At 72.3% G+C, this 21,055-nt stretch carries 22 protein-coding genes; 11 read left to right on the forward strand and 11 right to left on the reverse strand.

The window, feature by feature from the left end:
• Positions 1-76 precede the first annotated feature (76 nt).
• Complete coding sequence (locus OG295_RS19755) at positions 77-937, forward strand: hypothetical protein (RefSeq protein WP_371678055.1); 861 nt, start codon at positions 77-79, stop codon at positions 935-937.
• Between the two features lie 127 nt (positions 938-1,064).
• Positions 1,065-2,792, forward strand: coding sequence for a lysine--tRNA ligase (gene lysS, locus OG295_RS19760; protein ID WP_371678056.1), 1,728 nt, complete (start codon positions 1,065-1,067; stop codon positions 2,790-2,792).
• An 80-nt stretch (positions 2,793-2,872) separates the two neighbouring features.
• Here the strand turns inward: lysS and OG295_RS19765 are convergent, their stop codons facing one another.
• From OG295_RS19765 to OG295_RS19775, 3 genes are all read right to left on the reverse strand, one after another.
• On the reverse strand, positions 2,873-4,216 hold the full coding sequence (locus OG295_RS19765; RefSeq protein ID WP_371678057.1) for a DUF2637 domain-containing protein: 1,344 nt from the start codon (positions 4,214-4,216) through the stop codon (positions 2,873-2,875).
• Between the two features lie 98 nt (positions 4,217-4,314).
• A complete protein-coding gene (locus OG295_RS19770; protein ID WP_371678058.1) occupies positions 4,315-5,130 on the reverse strand; it encodes a DUF3558 family protein in 816 nt (271 codons plus the stop codon).
• Positions 5,131-5,253: 123 nt separating this feature from the next.
• Entirely contained in the window at positions 5,254-6,162 is a 909-nt protein-coding gene (locus OG295_RS19775) for a DUF3558 domain-containing protein (RefSeq protein ID WP_371678059.1), read from the reverse strand.
• A gap of 187 nt (positions 6,163-6,349) precedes the next feature.
• On the opposite strand from OG295_RS19775, the gene OG295_RS19780 reads away from it, so the two are divergent.
• On the forward strand, positions 6,350-7,543 hold the full coding sequence (locus tag OG295_RS19780; RefSeq protein ID WP_371678060.1) for an RtcB family protein: 1,194 nt from the start codon (positions 6,350-6,352) through the stop codon (positions 7,541-7,543).
• Here the strand turns inward: OG295_RS19780 and OG295_RS19785 are convergent.
• Positions 7,533-8,048 carry a Uma2 family endonuclease gene (locus tag OG295_RS19785; protein WP_371678061.1) on the reverse strand — a complete coding sequence of 172 codons (516 nt, stop codon included), beginning with the start codon at positions 8,046-8,048 and terminating at the stop codon, positions 7,533-7,535. The genes OG295_RS19780 and OG295_RS19785 overlap by 11 nt on opposite strands.
• 136 nt (positions 8,049-8,184) lie before the next feature.
• Here OG295_RS19785 and OG295_RS19790 point away from each other — a divergent pair, with 136 nt between their 5' ends.
• Positions 8,185-8,862 (forward strand): polysaccharide deacetylase family protein, encoded by a 678-nt coding sequence (locus OG295_RS19790; protein WP_371678062.1) that lies wholly within the window; start codon positions 8,185-8,187, stop codon positions 8,860-8,862.
• A gap of 2 nt (positions 8,863-8,864) precedes the next feature.
• Here the strand turns inward: OG295_RS19790 and OG295_RS19795 are convergent, their stop codons facing one another.
• Together OG295_RS19795 and OG295_RS19800 are read right to left on the reverse strand one after the other, a co-directional pair.
• Positions 8,865-9,632 carry an SDR family NAD(P)-dependent oxidoreductase gene (locus OG295_RS19795; RefSeq protein WP_371678063.1) on the reverse strand — a complete coding sequence of 256 codons (768 nt, stop codon included), beginning with the start codon at positions 9,630-9,632 and terminating at the stop codon, positions 8,865-8,867.
• Positions 9,633-9,717: 85 nt separating this feature from the next.
• Entirely contained in the window at positions 9,718-10,050 is a 333-nt protein-coding gene (locus OG295_RS19800; RefSeq protein ID WP_356213868.1) for a YnfA family protein, read from the reverse strand.
• A gap of 138 nt (positions 10,051-10,188) precedes the next feature.
• Here OG295_RS19800 and OG295_RS19805 point away from each other — a divergent pair, with 138 nt between their 5' ends.
• Positions 10,189-10,626, forward strand: coding sequence for a hypothetical protein (locus OG295_RS19805; RefSeq protein WP_371678064.1), 438 nt, complete (start codon positions 10,189-10,191; stop codon positions 10,624-10,626).
• Here OG295_RS19805 and OG295_RS19810 read toward each other — a convergent pair.
• The 3 genes from OG295_RS19810 to OG295_RS19820 are packed head-to-tail and all read right to left on the reverse strand — an operon-like array spanning position 10,614 to position 13,594.
• Positions 10,614-12,359, reverse strand: coding sequence for an FAD-dependent monooxygenase (locus tag OG295_RS19810; RefSeq protein WP_371678065.1), 1,746 nt, complete (start codon positions 12,357-12,359; stop codon positions 10,614-10,616). The genes OG295_RS19805 and OG295_RS19810 overlap by 13 nt on opposite strands.
• Before the next feature lie 42 nt (positions 12,360-12,401).
• Positions 12,402-13,136: a Mut7-C RNAse domain-containing protein gene (locus OG295_RS19815; protein WP_371678066.1), complete on the reverse strand. Its 735-nt coding sequence runs from the start codon at positions 13,134-13,136 to the stop codon at positions 12,402-12,404.
• A 41-nt stretch (positions 13,137-13,177) separates the two neighbouring features.
• Entirely contained in the window at positions 13,178-13,594 is a 417-nt protein-coding gene (locus tag OG295_RS19820) for a winged helix-turn-helix transcriptional regulator (RefSeq protein ID WP_371678067.1), read from the reverse strand.
• A gap of 161 nt (positions 13,595-13,755) precedes the next feature.
• On the opposite strand from OG295_RS19820, the gene OG295_RS19825 reads away from it, so the two are divergent.
• On the forward strand, positions 13,756-14,655 hold the full coding sequence (locus OG295_RS19825) for an NADP-dependent oxidoreductase (protein ID WP_371681238.1): 900 nt from the start codon (positions 13,756-13,758) through the stop codon (positions 14,653-14,655).
• A 207-nt stretch (positions 14,656-14,862) separates the two neighbouring features.
• Here OG295_RS19825 and OG295_RS19830 read toward each other — a convergent pair whose 3' ends face one another.
• Positions 14,863-15,369, reverse strand: a complete 507-nt coding sequence (locus tag OG295_RS19830; protein WP_371678068.1) for a GNAT family N-acetyltransferase — start codon at positions 15,367-15,369, stop codon at positions 14,863-14,865.
• Positions 15,370-15,496: 127 nt separating this feature from the next.
• Between OG295_RS19830 and OG295_RS19835 the strand changes: the two genes are divergently transcribed.
• Positions 15,497-16,027 (forward strand): EF-hand domain-containing protein, encoded by a 531-nt coding sequence (locus tag OG295_RS19835; RefSeq protein WP_371678069.1) that lies wholly within the window; start codon positions 15,497-15,499, stop codon positions 16,025-16,027.
• Positions 16,028-16,120: 93 nt separating this feature from the next.
• Here the strand turns inward: OG295_RS19835 and OG295_RS19840 are convergent, their stop codons facing one another.
• Complete coding sequence (locus tag OG295_RS19840) at positions 16,121-16,732, reverse strand: hypothetical protein (RefSeq protein WP_371678070.1); 612 nt, start codon at positions 16,730-16,732, stop codon at positions 16,121-16,123.
• Positions 16,733-16,865: 133 nt separating this feature from the next.
• Here OG295_RS19840 and hemL point away from each other — a divergent pair, with 133 nt between their 5' ends.
• From hemL to OG295_RS19860, 4 genes are all read left to right on the forward strand, one after another.
• Positions 16,866-18,188 carry a glutamate-1-semialdehyde 2,1-aminomutase gene (gene hemL, locus OG295_RS19845; RefSeq protein ID WP_356213856.1) on the forward strand — a complete coding sequence of 441 codons (1,323 nt, stop codon included), beginning with the start codon at positions 16,866-16,868 and terminating at the stop codon, positions 18,186-18,188.
• On the forward strand, positions 18,185-18,859 hold the full coding sequence (locus OG295_RS19850; RefSeq protein ID WP_371678071.1) for a histidine phosphatase family protein: 675 nt from the start codon (positions 18,185-18,187) through the stop codon (positions 18,857-18,859). The genes hemL and OG295_RS19850 overlap by 4 nt, the downstream gene beginning before the upstream one ends.
• Before the next feature lie 222 nt (positions 18,860-19,081).
• Complete coding sequence (locus OG295_RS19855; RefSeq protein WP_371678072.1) at positions 19,082-20,332, forward strand: hypothetical protein; 1,251 nt, start codon at positions 19,082-19,084, stop codon at positions 20,330-20,332.
• A 77-nt stretch (positions 20,333-20,409) separates the two neighbouring features.
• Complete coding sequence (locus OG295_RS19860) at positions 20,410-21,054, forward strand: TlpA family protein disulfide reductase (protein ID WP_371678073.1); 645 nt, start codon at positions 20,410-20,412, stop codon at positions 21,052-21,054.
• Position 21,055: the final 1 nt, after the last annotated feature.

A 21,055-nucleotide genomic window follows, 5' to 3' on the forward strand; every position in this document is an offset into this window, starting at 1 on the left:
CCCGGTTTGCCCGGCAAAGCCCCCACCCGCCGGATAGGCTCCGCCCGATTTGACGGTCCGGTCGAAGGGTGGGGACATGACGGAGATGTCGTCGGGCGGCACCTACGTGAACCTGTCGGACGAGAACCTGCGGACGTACTACGAGACCTCCGACGGACGGATGGTGGAAACGGTCGTCCTCGGCGTGGACCCGACCCTCCACGTCCCGCTCGCCGTGTCGGTGGGGACCGGCGGCCCGGAGCACATGGACGCGAGCCGGCTGCACGGCCTGCGGCGGGGCGGACGGATGGTCCTCGCCGACCGGGTCGGCGGCAGGGCCGTCCTCGCCGCCGTCCTGGAGATCGCCGAGGCGGTACGGGCCGTCGCGGCCGCCGCCCGGCGGCCGGCCGTGGCCGCCGCCACGTCCTCCTCCTCGATGGAGGACGCCGACACCGAGGAGCCGAGGACCAACCGCTGGGAGGACTCCGACGACGAAGGGCCCGCACCCGTACCCGTACAGCGGCAGACCGGGCGGACCGCGCCCGCCGCCCCCCAGCAGGCACAGCGGCAGCAGGTGCCCGACGGGCCCACCGCGGAAGAGATCGCCGCGCGCATGGCGCAGGGGCGACGGTTCACCACACCGCGCGGGCGGGCCTGCTACTTCAGCGACCAGGGCGACAGCGCCGTACGCCACTTCCTGGAGTACCAGCGCTCCCGCAAGGAACAGACCGCGGTCTTCTTCGCCAACGTCCGGCGCTACACCCCGCTGGAGTACCTGCAGACCCTCCTGGCGGCGTGCGACGCGGCGATCGACCTCTACACGGCGCGCACCGTGGCCTACGGGAAGAACTGCCAGGTCCAGGACGCCGACGGCCGCCAGTGGACCATCGGCATGACGCGCGACGGCACCGAGCACCGGCTGACCCACGCGCACTTCGAGAACTACCAGAACAGCTGACACGGCACGGGCCGGCCGCCACCCGGCGGCCGGCCCCACCGGTCCGCGCCGCGCAGGCAACCTCGGAGGGCCCGCTTCCGTCTGGGAGAATGGCGGCAGCCAGCATTTCGAGATAGAAGGACGTGTCGTGGCTCAGAGCAGCACCGAGACCGACTGGGTCTCCCGTTTCGCGGACGAGGTCATCGCTGAGGCGGAGCGCCGAGCACCCGGCAAAACCGTCGTCGTCGCGTCCGGACTCTCCCCCTCCGGCCCGATCCACCTGGGCAACCTCCGTGAGGTCATGACCCCGCACCTGGTCGCGGACGAGATCCGCCGCCGGGGCATCGAGGTCCGCCACCTCATCTCCTGGGACGACTACGACCGCTACCGCAAGGTCCCGGCCGGCGTCCCCGGCATCGACGAGTCCTGGGCCCAGCACATCGGCAAGCCGCTGACCTCCGTGCCCGCCCCGGCCGGCTCCGCGTACCCGAACTGGGCCGAGCACTTCAAGGCGGCCTTCGTCGAGGCCCTGGCCGAGATGGGCGTCGAGTACGACCCGATCAGCCAGACCGAGCAGTACACCTCCGGCGCGTACCGCGAGCAGGTCCTGTTCGCGATGAAGCACCGCGGCGACATCGACGCCGTCCTCGACCAGTACCGCACCAAGCAGAAGCCGGGCGGCAAGAAGCCCCAGCAGAAGCAGGTCGACGAGGCCGAGCTGGAGGCCGCCGAGGGCTCCGGCGCCGCCGCCGAGGACGACGGCAGCAGCGACGGGGGCGGCTACTTCCCGTACAAGCCCTACTGCGGCGAGTGCGGCAAGGACTTCACCAAGGTCACCGCCTACGACGACGAGAGCACCGAGCTCACCTACGTCTGCACCGAGGACGAGTTCACCGAGACCGTCAAGCTGAGCGAGTTCAACCGCGGCAAGCTGGTCTGGAAGGTCGACTGGCCCATGCGCTGGGCCCACGAGGGCGTGATCTTCGAGCCCTCGGGCGTCGACCACTCCTCGCCCGGCTCGTCCTTCCAGGTCGGCGGCCAGATCGTGCACATCTTCGGCGGCGAGCAGCCGATCGGCCCGATGTACGCCTTCGTCGGCATCAGCGGCATGGCCAAGATGTCCTCCAGCAAGGGCGGGGTCCCCACCCCGGCCGACGCGCTGAAGATCATGGAGCCGCAGCTGCTGCGCTGGCTGTACGCGCGCCGCCGCCCCAACCAGTCCTTCAAGATCGCCTTCGACCAGGAGATCCAGCGGCTGTACGACGAGTGGGACAAGCTGGAGGGCAAGGTCGCCGACGGCACCGTGCTGCCGGCCGACGCCGCCGCGCACGCCCGCGCCGTCCGCGTCGCCTCCCACGAGCTGCCCCGCACCCCGCGCCCGCTGCCGTACCGCACCCTCGCGTCGGTCGTCGACATCACCGCCGGGCACGACGAGCAGACCCTGCGCATCCTGACCGACCTGGACCCGACGCAGCCGCTGACCTCCCTCGACGAGGTCCGCCCGCGCCTGGACCGCGCCGAGAACTGGATCACCAGCCAGGTCCCGGCCGACCAGCGCACCCTCGTCCGCGAGGACGCCGACACCGAGCTGCTGTCCTCCCTCGACGAGAACGGCCGCGAGCAGCTGCGCCTCCTCCTGGAGGGCCTCGACTCGCACTGGTCCCTCGACGGGCTCACCACCCTCGTGTACGGCGTGCCCAAGGTGCTGGCCGGGCTGGAGCCCGACGCCAAGCCGACGCCCGAACTCAAGGTCGCCCAGCGCGAGTTCTTCGCCCTGCTCTACCGCCTCCTGGTGACCCGGGAGACCGGACCGCGCCTGCCCACCCTGCTCCTCGCCGTCGGCGCGGACCGGGTGCGCAAGCTGCTCGCCGTCTGAGTCACCCGGCGGCGTACCGGCCGTACGGAAGGGCCCCGCACCCCCTCGGGGGTGCGGGGCCCTTCCGCGTGCCCGGACGATCAGGCGATGTGCTCGTTCTCCAGGTCGCGCTGGTAGCGCTGCTTCAGGTCCGGCATCAGCCGGCTGATCGTGCTGAAACTGCGCGGGTGCGCGATACCGTGCCGGTCCGAGAGGTATATGTCGACCTGCTCGGGGCTCGGGACCTTGCCGTTCTCCTCGATGTACGTCCGGAAGACCTCGTACGCCGCCTCCGTGAACTTCACCTCGTCGAGGTCGGCCCCGGAGTCGTCGACCTCCTCGTCCGGCAGCAGCTGCTGCGACGGCTTCCGGGGCGGCTCCTGCTCCAGCAGCTCCTCCGGGCCGGACGGCGGCATGACCGGGGTCGGCTCCAGGCCCTCCACGTACTGCGGGTTGTATCCGCCCTCGTACGCCGCCTGCGGGGCCAGCGGCGCCGCGAACCAGGCACTGTCGTGCGCCGCCGGCATCGCGGTGGGATCCACCGCGAACGCCGGCGGGGCGTGCGTGACGGGGGGAACCGCCGACGGGCCCGCGCCCGACGCGGACGCCGGACCCGCCTGCTGCGGAACCAGCACCTCCGCGGCCTTCGAGCCGGCCGCGGCCTCGCGGGGCGCGCTCTCCAGGGCCGCCGCCTCCAGGGCCGCGGTCTCCGGGGACGCCGCCTCCAGGGCCGGGGCCGCCGGGCCCGCCGGGGGCAGCAGCACCGGCTCGATGCCCGCCGCCACCAGCCCCTCCGGGGCCGTCTGGGACAAGGGCACGCCGATCCGGGCCAGCCGCAGCGGCATCAGCGCCTCCACCGGCGCCTTGCGCCGCCACGCCCGCCCGTACCGGGCCTGCAGCCGCGCCTGGTAGATCAGCCGGTCCTGCTCCATGCCGACCGCCTGCTCGTAGGAGCGCAGCTCCCACAGCTTCATCCGGCGCCACAGCTTGAAGGTGGGGACGGGCGAGAGCAGCCAGCGGGTGATGCGGACGCCCTCCATGTGCCGGTCCGCGGTGATATCCGCGATCCGGCCCACGGCGTGCCGGGCCGCCTCGACCGTGACCACGAACAGGATCGGGATCACGGCGTGCATGCCCACGCCCAGCGGGTCCGGCCAGGCCGCCGCGCCGTTGAACGCGATCGTCGCCGCCGTCAGCAGCCACGCCGTCTGGCGCAGCAGGGGGAACGGAATGCGGATCCACGTCAGCAGCAGGTCCAGTGCCAGCAGCACGCAGATGCCCATGTCGATGCCGATCGGGAACACCAGCGAGAAGTTGCCGAAGCCCTTCTGCAACGCCAGAGCGCGCACCGCGGCGTACGATCCCGCGAAACCGATGCCCGCGATGACCACGGCACCGGCGACCACGACACCGATGAGTATCCGGTGCGTACGAGTCAGCTGCATCGCGGCCACCCGCGACCTCCCCTTGTCGAGCTACGGCAGGCACAGCGTACGGGTGACTGCGCGTCACCCGTTCCCTAGGGCCCCTTACCGCCCGTCGCCTACTGCTGCGGGGAAGCGGAACCCGACGGCGAAGCCGAACCGGAAGGCGAAGCGGAACCGGACGGGGCCTGCTCGGGAGCGGCGTCGCCCTTGTTGGCGGAGTCGACCGCGTTCACCGCGTCACGGGCCGCCGCGACGGCGTCCTGGAGCAGCTTCGCCTGGTCGGGGGCGCCGGCGCCCTCGTAGGCGGCGCCGTTGTAGTCGAGCGTGACGACCACGTTGTGGGTGCGGACCACGAGGGTGGTGTTGAGGAAGTCGACGTCCTTCTTCACCCCGTACGCGACCGAGGAACCCTGGTCGCCGATCCCGCCGGCCTGCTCCACCTTGACGTCGTGCGCGCCCTCGACGGTCTTCGCCAGCTCGATCTGCTTGTTGTACTGCTCCTCGGCGCGCTTGTCGCCGCCGCCGAGCGTGGCGTGCGAGTCGTAGCGGACCAGGGAGACGGAGAGCCAGCGGTACTGCGAGCCCTTCACGCCGTCCGTCTGCAGGCCGTTCCAGGAGCAGCTGGCCCGGTTGGCGAGGTCGTTCGACTTCGCGGCCGTACCGTTCTTCTCCTTCGCCTCCGGAACGACCGAATCTATGGTCTTCGACGTGATCGCCTTGCAGGGGTCGGGCAGCTTCGCGAACGCCACCTTCTCCAGGGCGGCCGGGGCCTTCGAGTTCGGCTTGGCGGACGAGGAGGCCGAGGACTTCTTGCCGGATTCCGAGCCCGAGGACTTCTCCGAGTCGGACGAGCACCCGGCGGCGGTGAGGATCACCGGGACGACGGCTGCGCAGGCGAGAACACGGGTGAGACGCGAGGCTGATCGGTGCATGGTTCCTTCAGACGTTGGGGACTTCTTACGGGCGCGGGACCCGGGCAACGGTAGCCCGACCGGGCGCCCGGCTGCTGTGCGCGCCGTCACGACGGCCCCGCACGCCCTCGCGGGGCGGGGGCCTCACTCGTTGAAACGCTCGGCCAGGGCCTGTGCCAACTGGCGCGCCTTGTCCTGCGTTTCCGCACTTGAGGGGATCGTGCCGGGTCCGGACGGCTGCACGCTGTACTCGACGGTGACGAGGACGTTGGAGGTGCGGAACACAATCCGCACGGTGCGCGACTGGGCGGCGCTCGCCCCGGCCGGGCTCAGCTTGTCGTCCAGGTACGCCTCGTTGCCGAGCCCTTCCAGAACGCGCGAGCCGAGCTCGGGAGCGGTGCTGGGGGAGGCCGGGGCGGAGGGTGAAGCGGAGGCGGAGGCGGGGGCGGAAGCGGAGGAGGGGAGGGCGGAGGGGGAAGCGGAAGGCTGGGCGGGGGTCTCGGCGGTGCCGGGGGCGGTGCCGGGGGCGCCACCGGGGGTGGCGCCCGGGGCGGTGCTCGGGGAGGGGGAGCCCGTGATGCCGGGGAAGGGCAGGTGCGCGTCCGTGAGGCGGCGTACGAACACCGTGTGCGCCTTGTCGTCGTCGCTCGCGGCGGCACGGTCGTACGAGACCACGCGCTCGAACGTGACCGACAGCAGCATGGTGCCCTCGGGCGCCTGCGCGTTCCAGCGGCAGCCGACGTGCCGGTCGCCGTCGAAGGAGGGCTCCGCGGTTCCGGCGTAGAGCTGCTCGCGCTGCTGGGTGGTGAGCGAGTCGGCGGCCGGGAGCATGGCCTTGAGGCGCTTGGCGTCGGCGGCCTTGCAGGGCTGCGGCAGGCTGCGGTACTTGCCGGGCTGGGCGGGCGCGGCGGTGCTCCCGCCGCCCTTCTGGTCGCTGGTGCCCCCGATGCCGTTGCCGTCGGTGCATCCGGCGAGACCGGTCACGCCGGCCGCGAGTGCGGTGATCATCGCGATACCGGGCAGGACCCGTCGGCGTACCGCCTTGCGCTCCACGTCCACTGGCTCCCTTGGTCCCCTCGGGAAAATCCGTTGCCGCGACTCGGACACGGATGGACACAATGTCTATCGCACACGCTGGTGCCGGCGCCGGTTCCCTGACTGCTTTGGGGCGATGAGCGAGGCTTTTTGCGTATTCCGAGCTTTCTGTGACTTTCTGTGGTTTCCGGGGGATTGACGTCATATGTCGTATGTAGAGGTGTCCGGGACGAACGTCCCGATCCGGATGTGGACCGATCCGGCGTCGGTCGAGGACAGCGCCATGCGGCAGTTGCAGAACACGGCGGGCCTGCCCTGGATCAAGGGCCTGGCGGTGATGCCGGACGTCCACTACGGCAAGGGCGCCACGGTCGGCTCGGTCATCGCCATGAAGGACGCGGTCTGCCCGGCGGCGGTGGGCGTCGACATCGGCTGCGGCATGTCGGCGGTGAAGACCTCCCTCACGGCGAACGACCTCCCGGGCGACCTCTCGAAGCTCCGCTCCCGCATCGAGCAGGCGATCCCGGTGGGGGCGGGGATGCACAGGGAGGCGGTGGACCCGGGGCGGCTGTACGGGTTCCCGGTGCAGGGGTACGAGGACCTCTGGAAGCGCTTCGACCACCTCACGGACGCGATCAAATTCCGTCAGGAACGCGCCACAAAGCAGATTGGAACGCTCGGATCCGGAAATCACTTCATCGAGTTCTGTCTCGATGAGTCAGGTTCGGTCTGGCTGATGCTGCACTCCGGATCCCGGAACATCGGCAACGAGCTCGCCGCACACCACATCGGCGTCGCTCGGGGACTGGCCCACAACCAGGGACTGGTCGACCGGGACCTGGCGGTGTTCCTCGCCGCGACCCCGGAGATGGAGGCGTACCGCAACGACCTCTTCTGGGCTCAGGAGTACGCGAAGTTCAACCGCGCGGCCATGATGAGCCTGTTCAAGGAGGTCGTGCGCAGGGAGTTCCGCAAGGCCAAGGTCTCCTTCGAGCAGGAGATCAGCTGCCACCACAACTACGTGGCGGAGGAGCGGTACGACAGCATGGACCTGCTCGTCACGCGGAAGGGCGCGATCCGCGCCGGCAGCGGTGAGTACGGGATCATCCCGGGCTCGATGGGAACCGGCTCGTACATCGTGAAGGGCCTCGGCAACGAGAAGTCCTTCAACTCCGCCTCGCACGGAGCGGGCCGCAAGATGAGCCGCACCGCGGCGAAGAAGCGCTTCTCGGCGCGGGACCTGGCGGAGCAGACGCAGGGCGTGGAGTGCCGCAAGGACGCAGGTGTGGTGGACGAGATCCCGGCCGCCTACAAGTCGATCGAGCAGGTCATCGACCAGCAGAGCGACCTCGTCAAGGTCGTGGCGAAGCTGAAGCAGGTCATCTGCGTCAAGGGCTGAGGTCGGAACGCGGGGGCCCGGACCGGTGGCGGTAGGTGCCGTTGCGCGGTTCGCGGCAGGCGACGACCTCGTCGTGGCGGCGGTCGGCGATGACGTAGAACGGGACGTCGGCCTGGGCGTAGCAGTCGACCTTGGAGCCGAGGTCGTCCGACCAGTTCGACGAGGTCACCTCGACGATGAGGCGGAACACCTCGGGCGAGTAGCAGTTGTTCCGCCCCTTGAAGTCCAGGAAGTCCTCGGTGACGAGGGCGAGGGCAGCCAGATGCCGATGCCCTGGAGGAATTCCAGCCCCGCTTTCATCGCCCCGGCCTCGTGGAACGCCACGACGAGCCGGGTCGGTGTGCGTGCGTGACGTCCGTCGGCGGGTGGTGGTGTCGCGATGAGCCTCCCCTGGAGAATCTCCACTCGGTGCCCGGGAAGCTCCCTGGAGAGTCGATCGGCGGCCTCCGCGATCGTGGTCTCGTGCCGTATCACGGCCAATGGCTTCCTCCTTTTCGCGAACCACGCTTTCGGAGCGTAGCGGTGTCCGCCGACAATTCGTATGGATTCACCCATACGGGCTTGGTGGATGCGCCGGGCCCAACTCTCCTGTCCGGCAAGGGGGTTGACTGGCAGAGTTGGTCTAGACCAAGGTGTGCCGCATGTGGAGATCCCGCGCGCTTCCCGCCGCGCTCGCGTCGTTGTCGCTCGCCCTCGGGGCCGCCGGGTCGGCGCAGGCCGGGGTGGGGCTGCCGCCCGTGGTGTCGCACGTGCCGACCCGGGACGAGGTCGTCTTCATCACCATCGACGACGGCTGGAACCACGACCCGGAGGCCGCCCGGATCCTGCTGGAGAAGCGGGTGCCGGTGTCGTTGTTCCTGCTGCCGGGCGCGACCGCGTACGACACCGGGTACTTCACGGAGCTCACCGGGCAGGGCCGGGCGACGGTGGAGAACCACACCGTCAACCACCCCGACCTGACGACCCTCGACGCCGCCGGGAAGGACGCCGAGGTGTGCGGGGCCGGGGAGCGGCTGGCGGCGGCCTTCGGGGGGAAGGAACCCAGGCTGCTGCGGCCGCCGTACGGGGCGGTCGACGACGCCGTGCGGGCGGCGGCGAAGGCGTGCGGGGTGAAGGCGCTGGTGACGTGGACGTACGACTTCACCACCTGGAGCCAGACCCCGCCGACGCCGCGGCTGGAGGCCGGCGACATCGTGCTGCTGCACTTCACGCCGACGCTGGCGGCGGACCTGCGGCGGGCCCTGGACGCGGCGAAGGCCGCCGGGCTGAAACCGGCGGCCCTCATGCCGCAGCTGAAGGCGGCCGGACTGGTGCCGTAGGGCTACAGCTCGCGGTGGACCTTGGTGTTGGAGGCCTGGGCGCGGGGGCGGACCACCAGGAGGTCGATGTTGACGTGGCTGGGGCGGGTGACCGCCCAGGTGACGGTGTCGGCGACGTCGTCGGCGGAGAGGGGCTCGGCGACGCCCTCGTAGACCTTCTCGGCCTTGGTCGCGTCGCCGCGGAAGCGGGTCTTGGCGAACTCCTCCGTCTTGACCATCCCGGGGGCGATCTCGATGACGCGGACGGGCTGGCCGACGATCTCCAGGCGGAGGGTCTCCGCGAGGACGCGGGCGCCGTTCTTGGCGGCGACGTAGCCGGCGCCGCCCTCGTAGGTGGAGTGGCCGGCGGTGGAGGACAGGACGACCACCGTGCCGTCGCCGCTCGCGGTGAGGGCGGGCAGGAGGGCCTGGGTGACGTTGAGGGTGCCGATGACGTTGACCTCGTACATCGTGCGCCAGTCGGCCGGGTCGCCGGTGGCGACGGACTCGGCGCCGATGGCGCCGCCGGCGTTGTTGACCAGGACGTCGCAGCGGTCGAGGGAGGCGGCGAAGGCGTCGACGGCGGTGCGATCGGTGACGTCGAGGGCGTGGGCGGTGGCCTCGTAGCCCGCGTCGGTCAGGTCGCCGGCGAGGGTCTCGATGCGGTCCTTGCGGCGGGCGGTGAGGACGACGTGGTAGCCGGCCGCGGCGAGCTGCCGGGCGGTGGCCGCGCCGATTCCGCTGCTCGCGCCGGTGACTACGGCGGTTCGGGTGGCCGTGCGCGTGCTCATGAGCGGGCTCCTCGTTCGATCGTGGGGACGTTCGTCCGCGGGGTCGTTCGTTCGTACGGGCGAATCCTCGCCAGCATAGGCCGGGTCAGCGGCGCGGCGCGTACATGATCACGGCCATCCCGGCGAGGCAGACGAGGGCGCCGGTGACGTCCCAGCGGTCGGGGCGGTAGCCGTCGGCGACGACGCCCCAGAGGAGGGATCCGGCGACGAAGACGCCGCCGTAGGCGGCCAGCACGCGGGCGAAATCGCCTTGGGGCTGGAGGGTGGCGACGAATCCGTACAGGCCGAGGGCGATGACGCCGGCGCCGATCCAGGCCCAGCCCTTGTGTTCGCGCACCCCCTGCCAGACCAGCCAGGCGCCTCCGATCTCCAGGACGGCGGCGAGGGCGAAGAGGGCGGCGGAGCGTGCGATGAGCATGGCCGGAAGCCTACGCAGGCGAATGGGTGAGGGCTCGCCCTCGTTCGTGTGATGGTCCGACCGGTGGGTGGGTGGGCTGGTTAGCGTCCGCGCGAGGAGGTGGTGGCGGTGCGCCGTGGTGCCGTACGGAGTGTGGTGGTGGCGGGCTTGCTGGTGCTGGGCGGGGCCGGGCCCGCGGGTGCGTGGGCCGGGCCGGAGGCCGACGTGGCCTACCACGGGCGGGTGTCCCTGGCCCATGGCCGGCTGAAGGTGTGGATGGTGCCGCAGAACGAGGGGCCGTCCGGGGTGCCGAACGCGACGGTGCGGGTGCGGCTGTCGGTGGACCTCGCGGACCGGCAGGAGCTGGCCGAGGGGTGCGCGCGGGCGGGGCAGCGCGAGGTGGTCTGCGAGACGGGTGAGCTGCCGGAGCACGGCAGGGGGCGGCACATCGGGCTGTCGCTGGGGCTGCGGGAGCGGCCGGCCGAGGTGGTGGTGCGCATCGACACGTGGTGGAACGGCGGGGCGACCGACCGCAACCGCGGCAACAACGAGCTCGTGGTGCTGGCCCTGGACACGGGCGACGGTTACGCCTTCTGAGGGCCTTGAGGGCCTTGAGGGCCTTGAGGGCCTTGAGGGCCTTGAGGGGCCTGGGGGCCTTGGGGGACCCGGGGGCCGCCGGGTCCCGGCAGGGGGCGGGGCAGCAGCCAGGCGGCGACGGCCGCGGTGAGCTCGGCGTCGGTGGGCCGCGGGGCGCTCCAGGCGACGTACCCGTCGGGGCGTACGAGGACGCACGCGGTGCGCGTCCCGGAGGCCCAGCGGCGGTGGGCGAGGGGGGTTCCGGGCGGGGTGGCGGTGCCGGGCGGGGTGACGAGGACGAAGCCGCCGGTGCGCAGGGCCTCGTAGAGGCGCTCTCCGTGGGCGAGGGCGAGGTCGGGGGCGCGCCGGCCGGCGGGGGTGGGGCGGCGGGTGCCCGGCGGGGGCGGGTAGGCGATGCCGATGCCGGAGACGATGCCGAGGGCGCGTTCCCGGGCGGGGCCGATGTGGGCGAGGAGGGCGGCGCCGAGGGCGCGGGCGGTGCGGTGGGCCGGGGTGGCGGCCATGGCGGCGCGGACGATGGTGCCGCTGACGCGCAGGACGAGGCGGCCGACGGGGTGGCGCTCGCGGTGGTAGCTGTCGAGGAGGGCTTCGGGGTCGGGGGCCCGGCCGTGGAGGACGGCGGCGAGTTTCCAGGAGAGGTTGGCGGCGTCCTGGAGGCCGGTGTTCATGCCGAGGCCGCCGGCGGGGGAGTGGACGTGGGCGGCGTCCCCGGCGAGGAAGACGCGGCCGACGCGGTAGTGGGGGACCTGACGTTCGTCGCTGTGGAAGCGGGACATCCAGCGGGGGTCGTGCATGCCGTGGTCGGTGCCGAGGGCGTCGCGCAGGATGTCCCGGAGTTCGTCGAGGCCGACGGGGGCGGTGTCCGGGGCGTCGGCGTCGCGGCGCCAGCCGATGGCGCGGTACCAGCCGTCGCCGAAGGGGACGAGGAAGCCGAAGGCGTCGGCGGCGCCGTTGACGGCGAGGGCGTCTTCGGGCGGGTCGGTGAGGCGGACGTCGGCCAGGATCATGGAGCGGACGACGGCGCGGCCGGGAAAGGGGAGGCCGAGGGCCTCGCGGACGGTGGAGCGGACGCCGTCGGCGCCGACGACGTGGCGGGCGTGGATCCGGCGGGTGGGGGCGGCGCCGGGGGTGCCCGTCGAGGTGCCTGCGGAGTTCGGGGTGTCCGAGGTGCCCGGGGAGGTGCTCGGGGTCTCCCGGGTGTCCCGGGTGTCCCGGGTGTCCGGGGTGGTGGGGTGGAGGTCGAGGGTGACGGTGTCGCGGTCCTGATGCAGGCCGATGACCCGACTGTCGTACTGGATGTCCACCCCTGTGGACAACGCGCGGCGCTCCAGGAGTTTCTCTGTCTCATATTGAGGGGTGACGAGCGCGAACGGGTAGCGCGAGCGCAGGCGTTGGAGGGAGAGGGGCATGCCACCGAAGGGGCGTATGCGGTCGATCCGGCGGCCGGTGGTGACGAGCGGGTCGGCGAGTCCGCGGGCGTCGAGCAGTTCGAGGGTGCGGGCGTGCACGGCGAAGGCGCGGGTGAGGTTGGCGGCGGTGCGGGGGCGCCGCTCCACGAGGGTGACGGAGAGTCCGGTGGCGGCGAGGTCGCCGGCGAGCAGGAGTCCGGTGGGTCCTGCGCCGACGACCACGACGTCGACGACGGTCCGGGGGTCCGCGGTGGCGGCGGACCCGGGGTCGGTCGCGGCGGTGGCGGGGTCCATGACGTGCGAGGTGTTCTCGGCTGCGGTCATGGCCGGAGAGTCTGCCGGACGGGACCCTCCGGGGGGTGGGGGTCAGGCTGCGGCGCCGCCGAATTCGGCCATGGCCTCGCTGACGATCCGTTCCAGCCGGGCGTGGTGGGCGCCGCGCCAGTAGACGCGCTCGCAGTCGGTGCACTGCGCGAAGACGTCGTACGAGCGCTGCGTGCCGTGCTCCAGACGGTCGCCCACGCTGTCCTTGTCGGCCTCGTGCAGGGGGCCGTTGCAGGCCGTGCAGCGGGTCCAGGGGGCGAGGTCGGGGGCGAACCGGCCGAGGACGTCGCGGAGTTGGTCGTCCGGGTTGTCGCTGTAGACGTAGGCGCCGGCGAAGATCTCGCGGCGGCGCAGCAGGCCGCGGTCGCGGGAGAGCAGGACGCGGCGTTCGGCGGCGGAGCGGGTGGCGAGCGCGGGGTCGCCGATGTCCTCGTTCTCGTAGGCGGCGTCGACGCCGAGCAGGCGCAGACGACGGGCGAGGGTGCCGAGGTGGACGTCGAGGAGGAAACGCAGCGGGGCTTCGGGGAGCCGCTGCGGGCGGTCCACGCCGAACACCTCGACGGACTGGCCCGCTTGGGGCACGTAGGAGACGGGCACCTCGTGGCCGTCGACGAGGAGGCGGCCGACCTCGGTGAGGGGGACGCCCGCGGATTCGACGACGTGGCCGATGCTGGAGGCGCCGTCGGTGGCGGTCGGTACGCGATCCGCGCGCCGGCTGGGCGGGACGAAGAGGCGCAGTTCGGGGGCGAGGGTGAGCTGAATGCCGGGACCGTTCACGATCCCAGCATGCCATCGGGGGGCCGGGTGGCGCGGCCGAATTACGTGGTCGCGAGGGCTCCGTCGTAGGCGTCGCGGTGGGCGCTGACGTCGTCGAAGTGGTTCTCCGCCCAGCGCTTCACGGAGGAGAGGAGACAGCCGAGGCTGCCGCCGAGTTCGGTGAGGGCGTAGTCGACGCGGACGGGGACGGTGGGGGTGACGGTGCGGCTGACGAGGCCGTCGCGTTCGAGGGAACGGAGGGTCTGGGTGAGCATCTTCTGGCTGACGCCGGGGATCTTGCGGCCGAGGTCGCTGTAGCGCATGGAGCCGGTCTCGGCCTGGCCGAGGGCGCTGAGGATGAGGCCGACCCACTTGTCGCTGATACGGGCCAGGAGCTGGCTGGTGGGGCACTCCTTGACGAAGGCGTCGTAGGCGGCGCGGGCCTCGTCGCGGCGGGCGGCGGCGGTGCGGGTGGCCATGGTTACCCACTTCCGGGTCGGGTACGCACTCCGAAGTACGTACTTACGAAAAGAGAGTACCTCTCCCTAAGTTAGTGGTCATCGGGAAGGGCGGAACCGCCCGGCGAACCCGAGCCGAAAACACACAGGGGAGAAAGAGAATGAGCGAGCAGACGCACACCATGCGGGCAGCGGTCGTCGACGCCTTCGGCGGCCCGGAGCAGGTGCGGGTGGAGCGGGTGCCGGTGCCGCGCCCGGAAGCCGGCCAGGTCCGGATCCGGGTCCGGGCGGCCGGGGTGAACCCGGTCGACGGAGCGGTCCGCGTGGGGGTCTTCGGCGGGGCCGGGCAGCGGCTCGGGTTCGGCTGGGACGTGGCGGGCGAGATCGACGAGGTCGGCCCGGAGGTGGACGGCTGGACGGTGGGCCGCCGGGTGGTGGGCCTGCACTACGGCCCGGTGAAGCCGCTCGGCACGCACGCCGAGTACGTGGTGCTCGACGCCTCGGCGCTGGCTCCGGCCCCCGGGACGGCGGACGACGCGGCCGCGGCGGCGCTGCCGCTGAGCGGGCTGACGGCCGCCCGCGCGGTGGACCTGCTCGGACTGGCCCCCGGCGCGTCCGTGCTGATCACCGGCGCGGCCGGGGTGGTCGGAGGGCTCGCGGTCCAGCTGGCCGTCCGGGCCGGACTGGTGGTGACCGCCCTGGCGGGCGCGGAGGACGAGGCCTTCGTACGGTCGCTCGGCGCGAGCGCCTTCGTGGAGCGCGGCGGGGCGCCGGCCGCCCCGGTCGACGGGGTCCTGGACGCGGCCGTCCTGGGGGAGGCCGCGCTGGCCTTCGTCCGTGACGGAGGGGTCTACGTCGGGCTCCGCCCCCACGGCGGGCCGGCCGCGGAGCGGGGGATCCGGGTCGAGGAGCAGGAGGTCGCCCCCGACGGCGAGCACCTGGGGCGGCTGGTCGCGCTGGTCGACGCGGGGGAGCTGACGCTCCGGGTCGCGGACACCTTCGACCTCTCGGACGCCGCGAAGGCGCACGCCGCCCTCGGCACCCCGGGCACGCGCGGCCGACTGGTCCTCACGGTCGCCTGACGGCCTGACGGCCTGACGGCCTGACGGCCTGACGGCCTGACGGCCTGACGGTCTGACGGCCTGACGGCCTGACGGTCTGACGGCCTGACGGCCTGACGGTCTGACGGCTGGAGGGTCTGGCGGCCTGGAGGGCCGGCCGCCGCGGGGCTCCGGCCCGGCCTGCGCGGCCCGGCCCTCGCGGCCCGGACGTCGGCGGGGAGGGCGGGGTCAGGGGGTGAGGGGCAGGTGCCAGTCGTTGCTCGGGTGCGGGGTGCCCGGGGGGTACTCGAAGTCGACCCGGCCCAGGCACCCGAAGCCCGCCCGGCGGCAGACGGCGTTGGACGCCGGGTGGTCGGTGCCCGGGAAGGCGTGCAGGGCGCGGCGGGAGCCGTGGGCGCGGACGTGCGCGACGAGTTCGGCGAGGGCGACCGCGGCCAGGCCGCGGCCCTGGAACTCCGGGAGCACCGCCCAGCCGGTCTCGTACACCGGCTCGCCGCGCCACTCCCGCTCCCAGAAGCCGATCGACCCGACGCTCTCGGTGCCGAGCACCACCCGGAACATCCGCCCGGCGGCCGGCTCCCGCGCGCTCAGGGCCTCGTAGCGGCGCTGCCGGGCGATGAGCTTCTCCTCGGACTCGGGCCCGCCGAGGTGCGCGGTCATCTCCGCCGAGTTGCACCGCGACAGCAGCCAGAAGTCGTCCTCGCCCCAGGGCTCCAGCCGTACGCGTGTCTCCATGCGGCCACTCTGCCCCGTGGGCCGGGGGGCGGAAAGAGGTGAGAGGGGGCGCGTGGGGCGCGCGGAGCGGGTGAGGGGGTGAGGGGAGGGGTAGCGGGCCAGTCCGAAGTACGCGAAAGGAATCTTCATGGACACGGCGACCTCCCTCATGGCAAAGCGCCACATCTTCACCATGCTCGATGTGGACGGGGACGGCGTGATCTCCCGTCACGAGTACCTGTCCCGCCCCGAGCGGGCCGCGTCGGCGATGGGCCGCGGCGGCGACGACCCGCGGGTCGCGGTCGCCCGCACCGCCCACGAGCGGGTGTTCGCATCGATGGACGCGGACGGCGACGGGGCGGTGACCTTCGAGGAGTACGCGGCCTGGGCGGGCGCCGAGGCCTTCGACGAGGTCTGCCGGCAGGCGCTCGGCTCGCTGTTCGACCTCGCCGACGCGGACGGCGACGGGGCGCTGGACCGGGCGGAGTTCACGCGGCTGCGCGAGGCGCTGGGCAATCCGGCCGACAACGCCGGTCCGGCGTTCGACGCGCTGGACGAGGCCGCCGGCGGCCACGGGCGCGTCGGCCGGGACGCCTACCTGGCCTCGATCCGCAGCTACGTCACGGAGGGCACGTCACCGATGGCGGAGGCACTGCACACGGCCGCCGCCGCCCGCTGACCAGCCGCACCGCCGCCGCCCCGCCCCGCCCCGCGGCCCCGCCCCGCCGCGCCGACGCCGCCCCGCCGCGCGACCGCGGCGGGGCGGCGTCGGTCAGGGCCAGACGAGGCAGTACGGCTGGTGGCCGGCCTCGTGGAGGCGGTGGGAGAAGTCCTGCCACTCGTGCAGCAGCTGGTAGACGTTGAAGGCGTCCCGGGGGCCGCCCCGGTCCGGGACGGTCGACCAGATGAAGGCGGCCGCGCCGACCGACTCCTCGCCGACGCCGCGCAGCGGGTCGACCACCGTCATCGGGAGCTTGACCACGGCGTAGTCGGGGTGCAGGACGACCAGCTCCAGCGGGGGCACCTTGTGCAGAGGTATGCCCTCGATGCCGGTCAGGACCATCGCGGCGACCGTCTCCGGCTTGATCTTGGTGAACATGCCGCCCATGCCGAGCTCGTCGCCGCCCAGTTCCTCGGGCCGCATCGTCTGGGGCACCCGCGCGGCCGTGGCGCCGTCCGGGGCGCCGAAGTACTTGTACGTCACTCCCATGCCGCGGCCCTTGGGGAGGCCGTCCCCGCCGTCCGGCGTCCGGGTGGGACCAGGTACGGGATCGGCCGCCTCGGCGCCTCGGCGCCGGTGCTTGCCGCGACGGGCTCGGGCGTCACGGGCGCGCTGCGGGTCCAGGCCGTCCGTACCCTCGCCCGGTCCACCACCGCGTTGCATATCTCCACCCGACACGTATTGCCTGCCCCGGCCCCGCGGCCCCCGCCACGCAGCCTGATCATCATGGCAGTGACCTCCCCCGCGGCGGCGCGGTGAAACGCCCGTCCGCAAGTCTGTCGCGGCCTCTGAGACCATGGCTGGTGTGAGCTACCCGTACCCGTATGAAGCCCCAGTTTCGCAGACGCTCTTCGAGCGCGCGTCCCTCGTGACCCCCGGCGGCGTGAACTCTCCCGTGCGCGCCTTCCGTGCCGTGGGCGGTACGCCCCGGTTCATGGTGTCCGGTACCGGTCCCTATCTGACCGATGCCGACGGGCGCGAGTACGTCGACCTGGTCTGCTCGTGGGGGCCGATGATCCTCGGCCACTCCCACCCCGAGGTGATCGAGGCCGTGCAGGCCGCAGTCGCCCGCGGCACCTCCTTCGGCACGCCCGGTGAGGGCGAGGTCGCGCTCGCCGAGGAGATCGTCGCCCGCATCGAGCCCGTCGAGCAGGTGCGCCTGGTGTCCTCGGGCACCGAGGCGACCATGTCGGCGATCCGGCTGGCCCGCGGCTTCACCGGCCGCGCCAAGGTCGTGAAGTTCGCCGGCTGCTACCACGGTCACGTCGACGCGCTCCTGGCCGCCGCAGGTTCCGGCCTGGCGACCTTCGCGCTGCCGGACACCCCCGGGGTGACCGGCGCGCAGGCCGGCGACACGATCGTGCTCCCCTACAACGACCTCGACGCGGTGCGGGCGGCGTTCGCCGCGCACCCGGGCGAGATCGCCTGCGTGATCACCGAGGCCGCGCCCGGCAACATGGGCGTGGTGACCCCGGGCGAGGGCTTCAACCAGGGGCTGGCCGACCTGTGCCGGGAGAACGGCGCGCTGTACATCTCCGACGAGGTGATGACCGGTTTCCGTACCTCCCGCGCGGGCTGGTACGGCGTGGACGGGGTCAAGCCCGACCTGATGACCTTCGGCAAGGTCATGGGCGGCGGCTTCCCGGCGGCGGCGTTCGGCGGCCGTGCGGACGTCATGGGCCACCTGGCCCCGGCCGGCCCGGTGTACCAGGCGGGCACGCTCTCCGGTAACCCGATCGCCACCGCGGCCGGTCTCGCGCAGCTGCGGCTGCTGGACGCGGCGGCGTACGAGAAGGTCGACGCGGTCTCCGCGGAGATCCAGGGTCTGGTGACGGCGGCGCTGGCCAAGGAGGGCGTGGCGCACCGGCTGCAGACGGCCTCCAACATGTTCTCGGTGTTCTTCACCGAGGACGAGGTCCGCAACTACGACGACGCGAAGAAGCAGGAAGGGTTCCGCTTCAACGGGTTCTTCCACTCGATGCTGGCGCAGGGCGTCTACCTGCCGCCGTCGGCGTTCGAGTCGTGGTTCGTGTCCACCGCCCACGACGAGCGCGCCGTGGAGCGCATCGCGGCCGCGCTGCCCGCCGCCGCCCGAGCCGCCGCGGAGGCGACCGCATGAGCGACATGACCGTCGTCCACCTGATGCGGCACGGCGAGGTGCACAACCCGGACGGGGTGCTCTACGGGCGCCGGGCCGGGTACCACCTCTCCGAGCTGGGCCGGCAGATGGCCGACCGGGTGGCCGAGCACCTCCAGGACCGGGACGTCACGCACGTGGTGGCCTCCCCGCTGGAGCGGGCGCAGGAGACGGCCGCGCCGATCGCGAAGGTGCACGGCCTGGAGCTGGCGACGGACGGCCGGCTGATCGAGGCGGGCAACGTCTTCGAGGGCAAGACCTTCGGCGTCGGCGACGGTGCGCTGCGCAAGCCGGGCAACTGGAAGCACCTGACGAACCCGTTCAAGCCGTCGTGGGGCGAGCCGTACGTCGAGCAGGTCGTGCGGATGATGAGCGCGATCGAGGCGGCGCGGGACGCGGCGCGCGGGCACGAGGCGGTGGCGGTCAGCCACCAGCTGCCGATCTGGATCGTGCGGAGCTTCGCGGAGAAGCGGCGGCTGTGGCACGACCCGCGGCGCCGGCAGTGCACGCTGGCCTCGCTGACGTCGTTCACGTACCAGGGCGACAAGCTGGTGTCGGTGGGCTACAGCGAGCCGGCGCGGGACCTGGTCCCGGCGCACCTGCTGGCCGGAGCGAAGCCGGTGAAGGGCAAGTCCAAGGCCTTCGGCGCCTGACTCCGCCTCCTCCGCGGGCCCGTCCCCACCCGGGGGCGGGCCCGCGGGCGTCTCCGCGCCCGCCCGTGCCCCCGGCCCTCCGGCCTCGTGCCCCCGGCCCCCCCGCCCCCGGGCCCCAAGGGCAAAGCCGGGTCATGGGCAGGCCTAATTTCATACAAGTTGCGCACGTGGTGACGTGTCGGTGGGTCGACGTCGCGGGATTGTCCGTTTATATGACATTTCATGAGCGACGTACGCGACGTCAGTCGAAGGGGATTGCTCGGGTTCGGACTCGGTGCCGCCGCGGCGATCGGGCTCGCCGGCTGCGGTGGCGGTGATGGCGGCAGGTCCGGATCCGGCTCCGGCAGGCACGGCCCGATAACGGCCGGCGACGGCTCCGCGCCGCCCGCCGCGGTCCGCGTGATCGGCGACGGCTCCACCGCCGACACCGGACCACAGCCCCACCAGCCGCCCCGGCCCGTCCCCCTGGAACCCGGTCAGACCCCGCCGCAGTTCGTCGTCTTCAGCTGGGACGGCGCGGGCGAGGTCGGCAACGGCCTCTTCCCCCGCTTCCTCAAACTGGCCAACGACCACGGCGCGGCGATGACCTTCTTCCTCTCCGGCCTCTACCTCCTGCCGGAGTCGAAGAGCGGCCTGTACCACCCCCCTAACAACCCCGTCGGCGCCTCCGACATCGGTTACCTCAAGGACGAGAACGTCCGCAACACCCTCCACTTCGTCCGCCAGGCCTGGCTCGACGGCCACGAGATCGGCACCCACTTCAACGGCCACTTCTGCGGCGGTTCCGGTTCCGTCGCGCACTGGGGCCCGGAGGACTGGCGGTCGGAGATCGACCAGGCGGTGTCGTTCGTCACCGACTGGCGCACCAACACCGGCTTCACCGACCTCGAACCCCTGCCCTTCGACTACTGCAAGGAGCTCATCGGCGCCCGCACCCCCTGTCTCCTGGGCCAGGAGGGCCTGTTGCCGACCGCCGCCCGCCTCGGCTGGCGCTACGACTCCAGCTCGTCCGGCGGCCTGCAGCAGTGGCCGGCGAAGAAGGAGGGCGTCTGGGACCTGCCCCTCCAGTCGCTGCCCTTCCCCGGGCACACGTTCGAGGTGCTGAGCATGGACTACAACATCCTCGCCAACCAGTCGCAGAACACCACCAGGGGCGTGCCCGCCAACTACCCCGCCTGGCGCTCCCAGGCGACCGCCACCTACCTCGGCGGCTTCCGCCGCGCCTACGAGACCAACCGCGCTCCCCTCTTCATCGGCAACCACTTCGAGGAATGGAACGGCGGCATCTACATGGACGCCGTCGAGGAGGCCCTCAAGGCCATGTCGGACAAAAAGGACGTACGCCTCGTATCCTTCCGGCAGTTCACCGACTGGCTCGACGTCCAGGACGGGAAACTGCTGGCCAGGCTGCGGACCCTGGCCCCCGGACAGGCCCCTCCCGGAGGCTGGTCCGCGTACCTTTCGGCCGCCTGACCGGTACTGACCAGCGCGTTGACAACCCCGTCGGGGGGTGCGGAAGATCGGCAAATCGCTCATGCGAAACTTTTCACATGAGCCTTAGCCGCGCCCGTGTCCGTCGTAGTAGCAGCCGCTCTGCCGGCGGCCGCGCCGTCCTGCTGACCGCGGTGACCCTCGCGAGCACCCTCGCCCTGTCGGCGTGCAGCGACGCGGACGGCGGTGGCAAGCCCTCCGGCTCGGCCGGGGGCAACTACGTGACCGGCCCCAACGGCATCTCCACCGTGGCCAAGGCCGACCGCGTCGACGCCCCCAAGCTCGACGGCGAGACCGTGGACGGCAAGACCGCCGACACCACCGCCCTCAAGGGCAAGGTCGTCGTCCTCAACGTGTGGGGCTCCTGGTGCCCGCCGTGCCGGGCCGAGGCGCCGTACTTCGCGAAGGTCTCCAAGGAGATGGCCGACGCCGGCAAGGACGTCGCCTTCGTCGGGATGAACACCCGCGACAGCAGCAAGCAGAACGCCACCGCCTTCGAGGAGAACTTCGGGATCACCTACCCGAGCCTCTTCGACCCGGACGGGAAACTGATGCTCCGCTTCCCCAAGGGCACGCTCAACCCGCAGTCCATCCCCTCCACGATCGTCCTCGACAAGGAGGGCAAGATCGCCGCCCGCACCCTCGTCGCGGTCAACGAGGAGCAGCTGCGCTCGATGATCGACCCGCTCCTCGCGGAGAAGTGAC

The organism is Streptomyces sp. NBC_01276 (assembly GCF_041435355.1).
GTDB lineage: Bacteria > Actinomycetota > Actinomycetes > Streptomycetales > Streptomycetaceae > Streptomyces.

Coding starts and splice junctions, on each gene's coding strand:
- OG295_RS19810 (WP_371678065.1), bottom strand. CDS start 12,359: ATGACCGCAGCCGAGAACACCTCGCACGTCATGGACCCCGCCACCGCC.
- OG295_RS19860 (WP_371678073.1), top strand. CDS start 20,410: ATGAGCCTTAGCCGCGCCCGTGTCCGTCGTAGTAGCAGCCGCTCTGCC.
- hemL (WP_356213856.1), top strand. CDS start 16,866: ATGGCTGGTGTGAGCTACCCGTACCCGTATGAAGCCCCAGTTTCGCAG.
- OG295_RS19825 (WP_371681238.1), top strand. CDS start 13,756: ATGCGGGCAGCGGTCGTCGACGCCTTCGGCGGCCCGGAGCAGGTGCGG.
- OG295_RS19830 (WP_371678068.1), bottom strand. CDS start 15,369: ATGGAGACACGCGTACGGCTGGAGCCCTGGGGCGAGGACGACTTCTGG.
- OG295_RS19755 (WP_371678055.1), top strand. CDS start 77: ATGACGGAGATGTCGTCGGGCGGCACCTACGTGAACCTGTCGGACGAG.
- OG295_RS19790 (WP_371678062.1), top strand. CDS start 8,185: ATGTGGAGATCCCGCGCGCTTCCCGCCGCGCTCGCGTCGTTGTCGCTC.
- OG295_RS19820 (WP_371678067.1), bottom strand. CDS start 13,594: ATGGCCACCCGCACCGCCGCCGCCCGCCGCGACGAGGCCCGCGCCGCC.
- OG295_RS19770 (WP_371678058.1), bottom strand. CDS start 5,130: ATGCACCGATCAGCCTCGCGTCTCACCCGTGTTCTCGCCTGCGCAGCC.
- OG295_RS19765 (WP_371678057.1), bottom strand. CDS start 4,216: ATGCAGCTGACTCGTACGCACCGGATACTCATCGGTGTCGTGGTCGCC.
- OG295_RS19855 (WP_371678072.1), top strand. CDS start 19,082: ATGAGCGACGTACGCGACGTCAGTCGAAGGGGATTGCTCGGGTTCGGA.
- OG295_RS19840 (WP_371678070.1), bottom strand. CDS start 16,732: ATGCAACGCGGTGGTGGACCGGGCGAGGGTACGGACGGCCTGGACCCG.
- OG295_RS19800 (WP_356213868.1), bottom strand. CDS start 10,050: ATGCTCATCGCACGCTCCGCCGCCCTCTTCGCCCTCGCCGCCGTCCTG.
- OG295_RS19850 (WP_371678071.1), top strand. CDS start 18,185: ATGAGCGACATGACCGTCGTCCACCTGATGCGGCACGGCGAGGTGCAC.
- OG295_RS19795 (WP_371678063.1), bottom strand. CDS start 9,632: ATGAGCACGCGCACGGCCACCCGAACCGCCGTAGTCACCGGCGCGAGC.
- OG295_RS19835 (WP_371678069.1), top strand. CDS start 15,497: ATGGACACGGCGACCTCCCTCATGGCAAAGCGCCACATCTTCACCATG.
- OG295_RS19780 (WP_371678060.1), top strand. CDS start 6,350: ATGTCGTATGTAGAGGTGTCCGGGACGAACGTCCCGATCCGGATGTGG.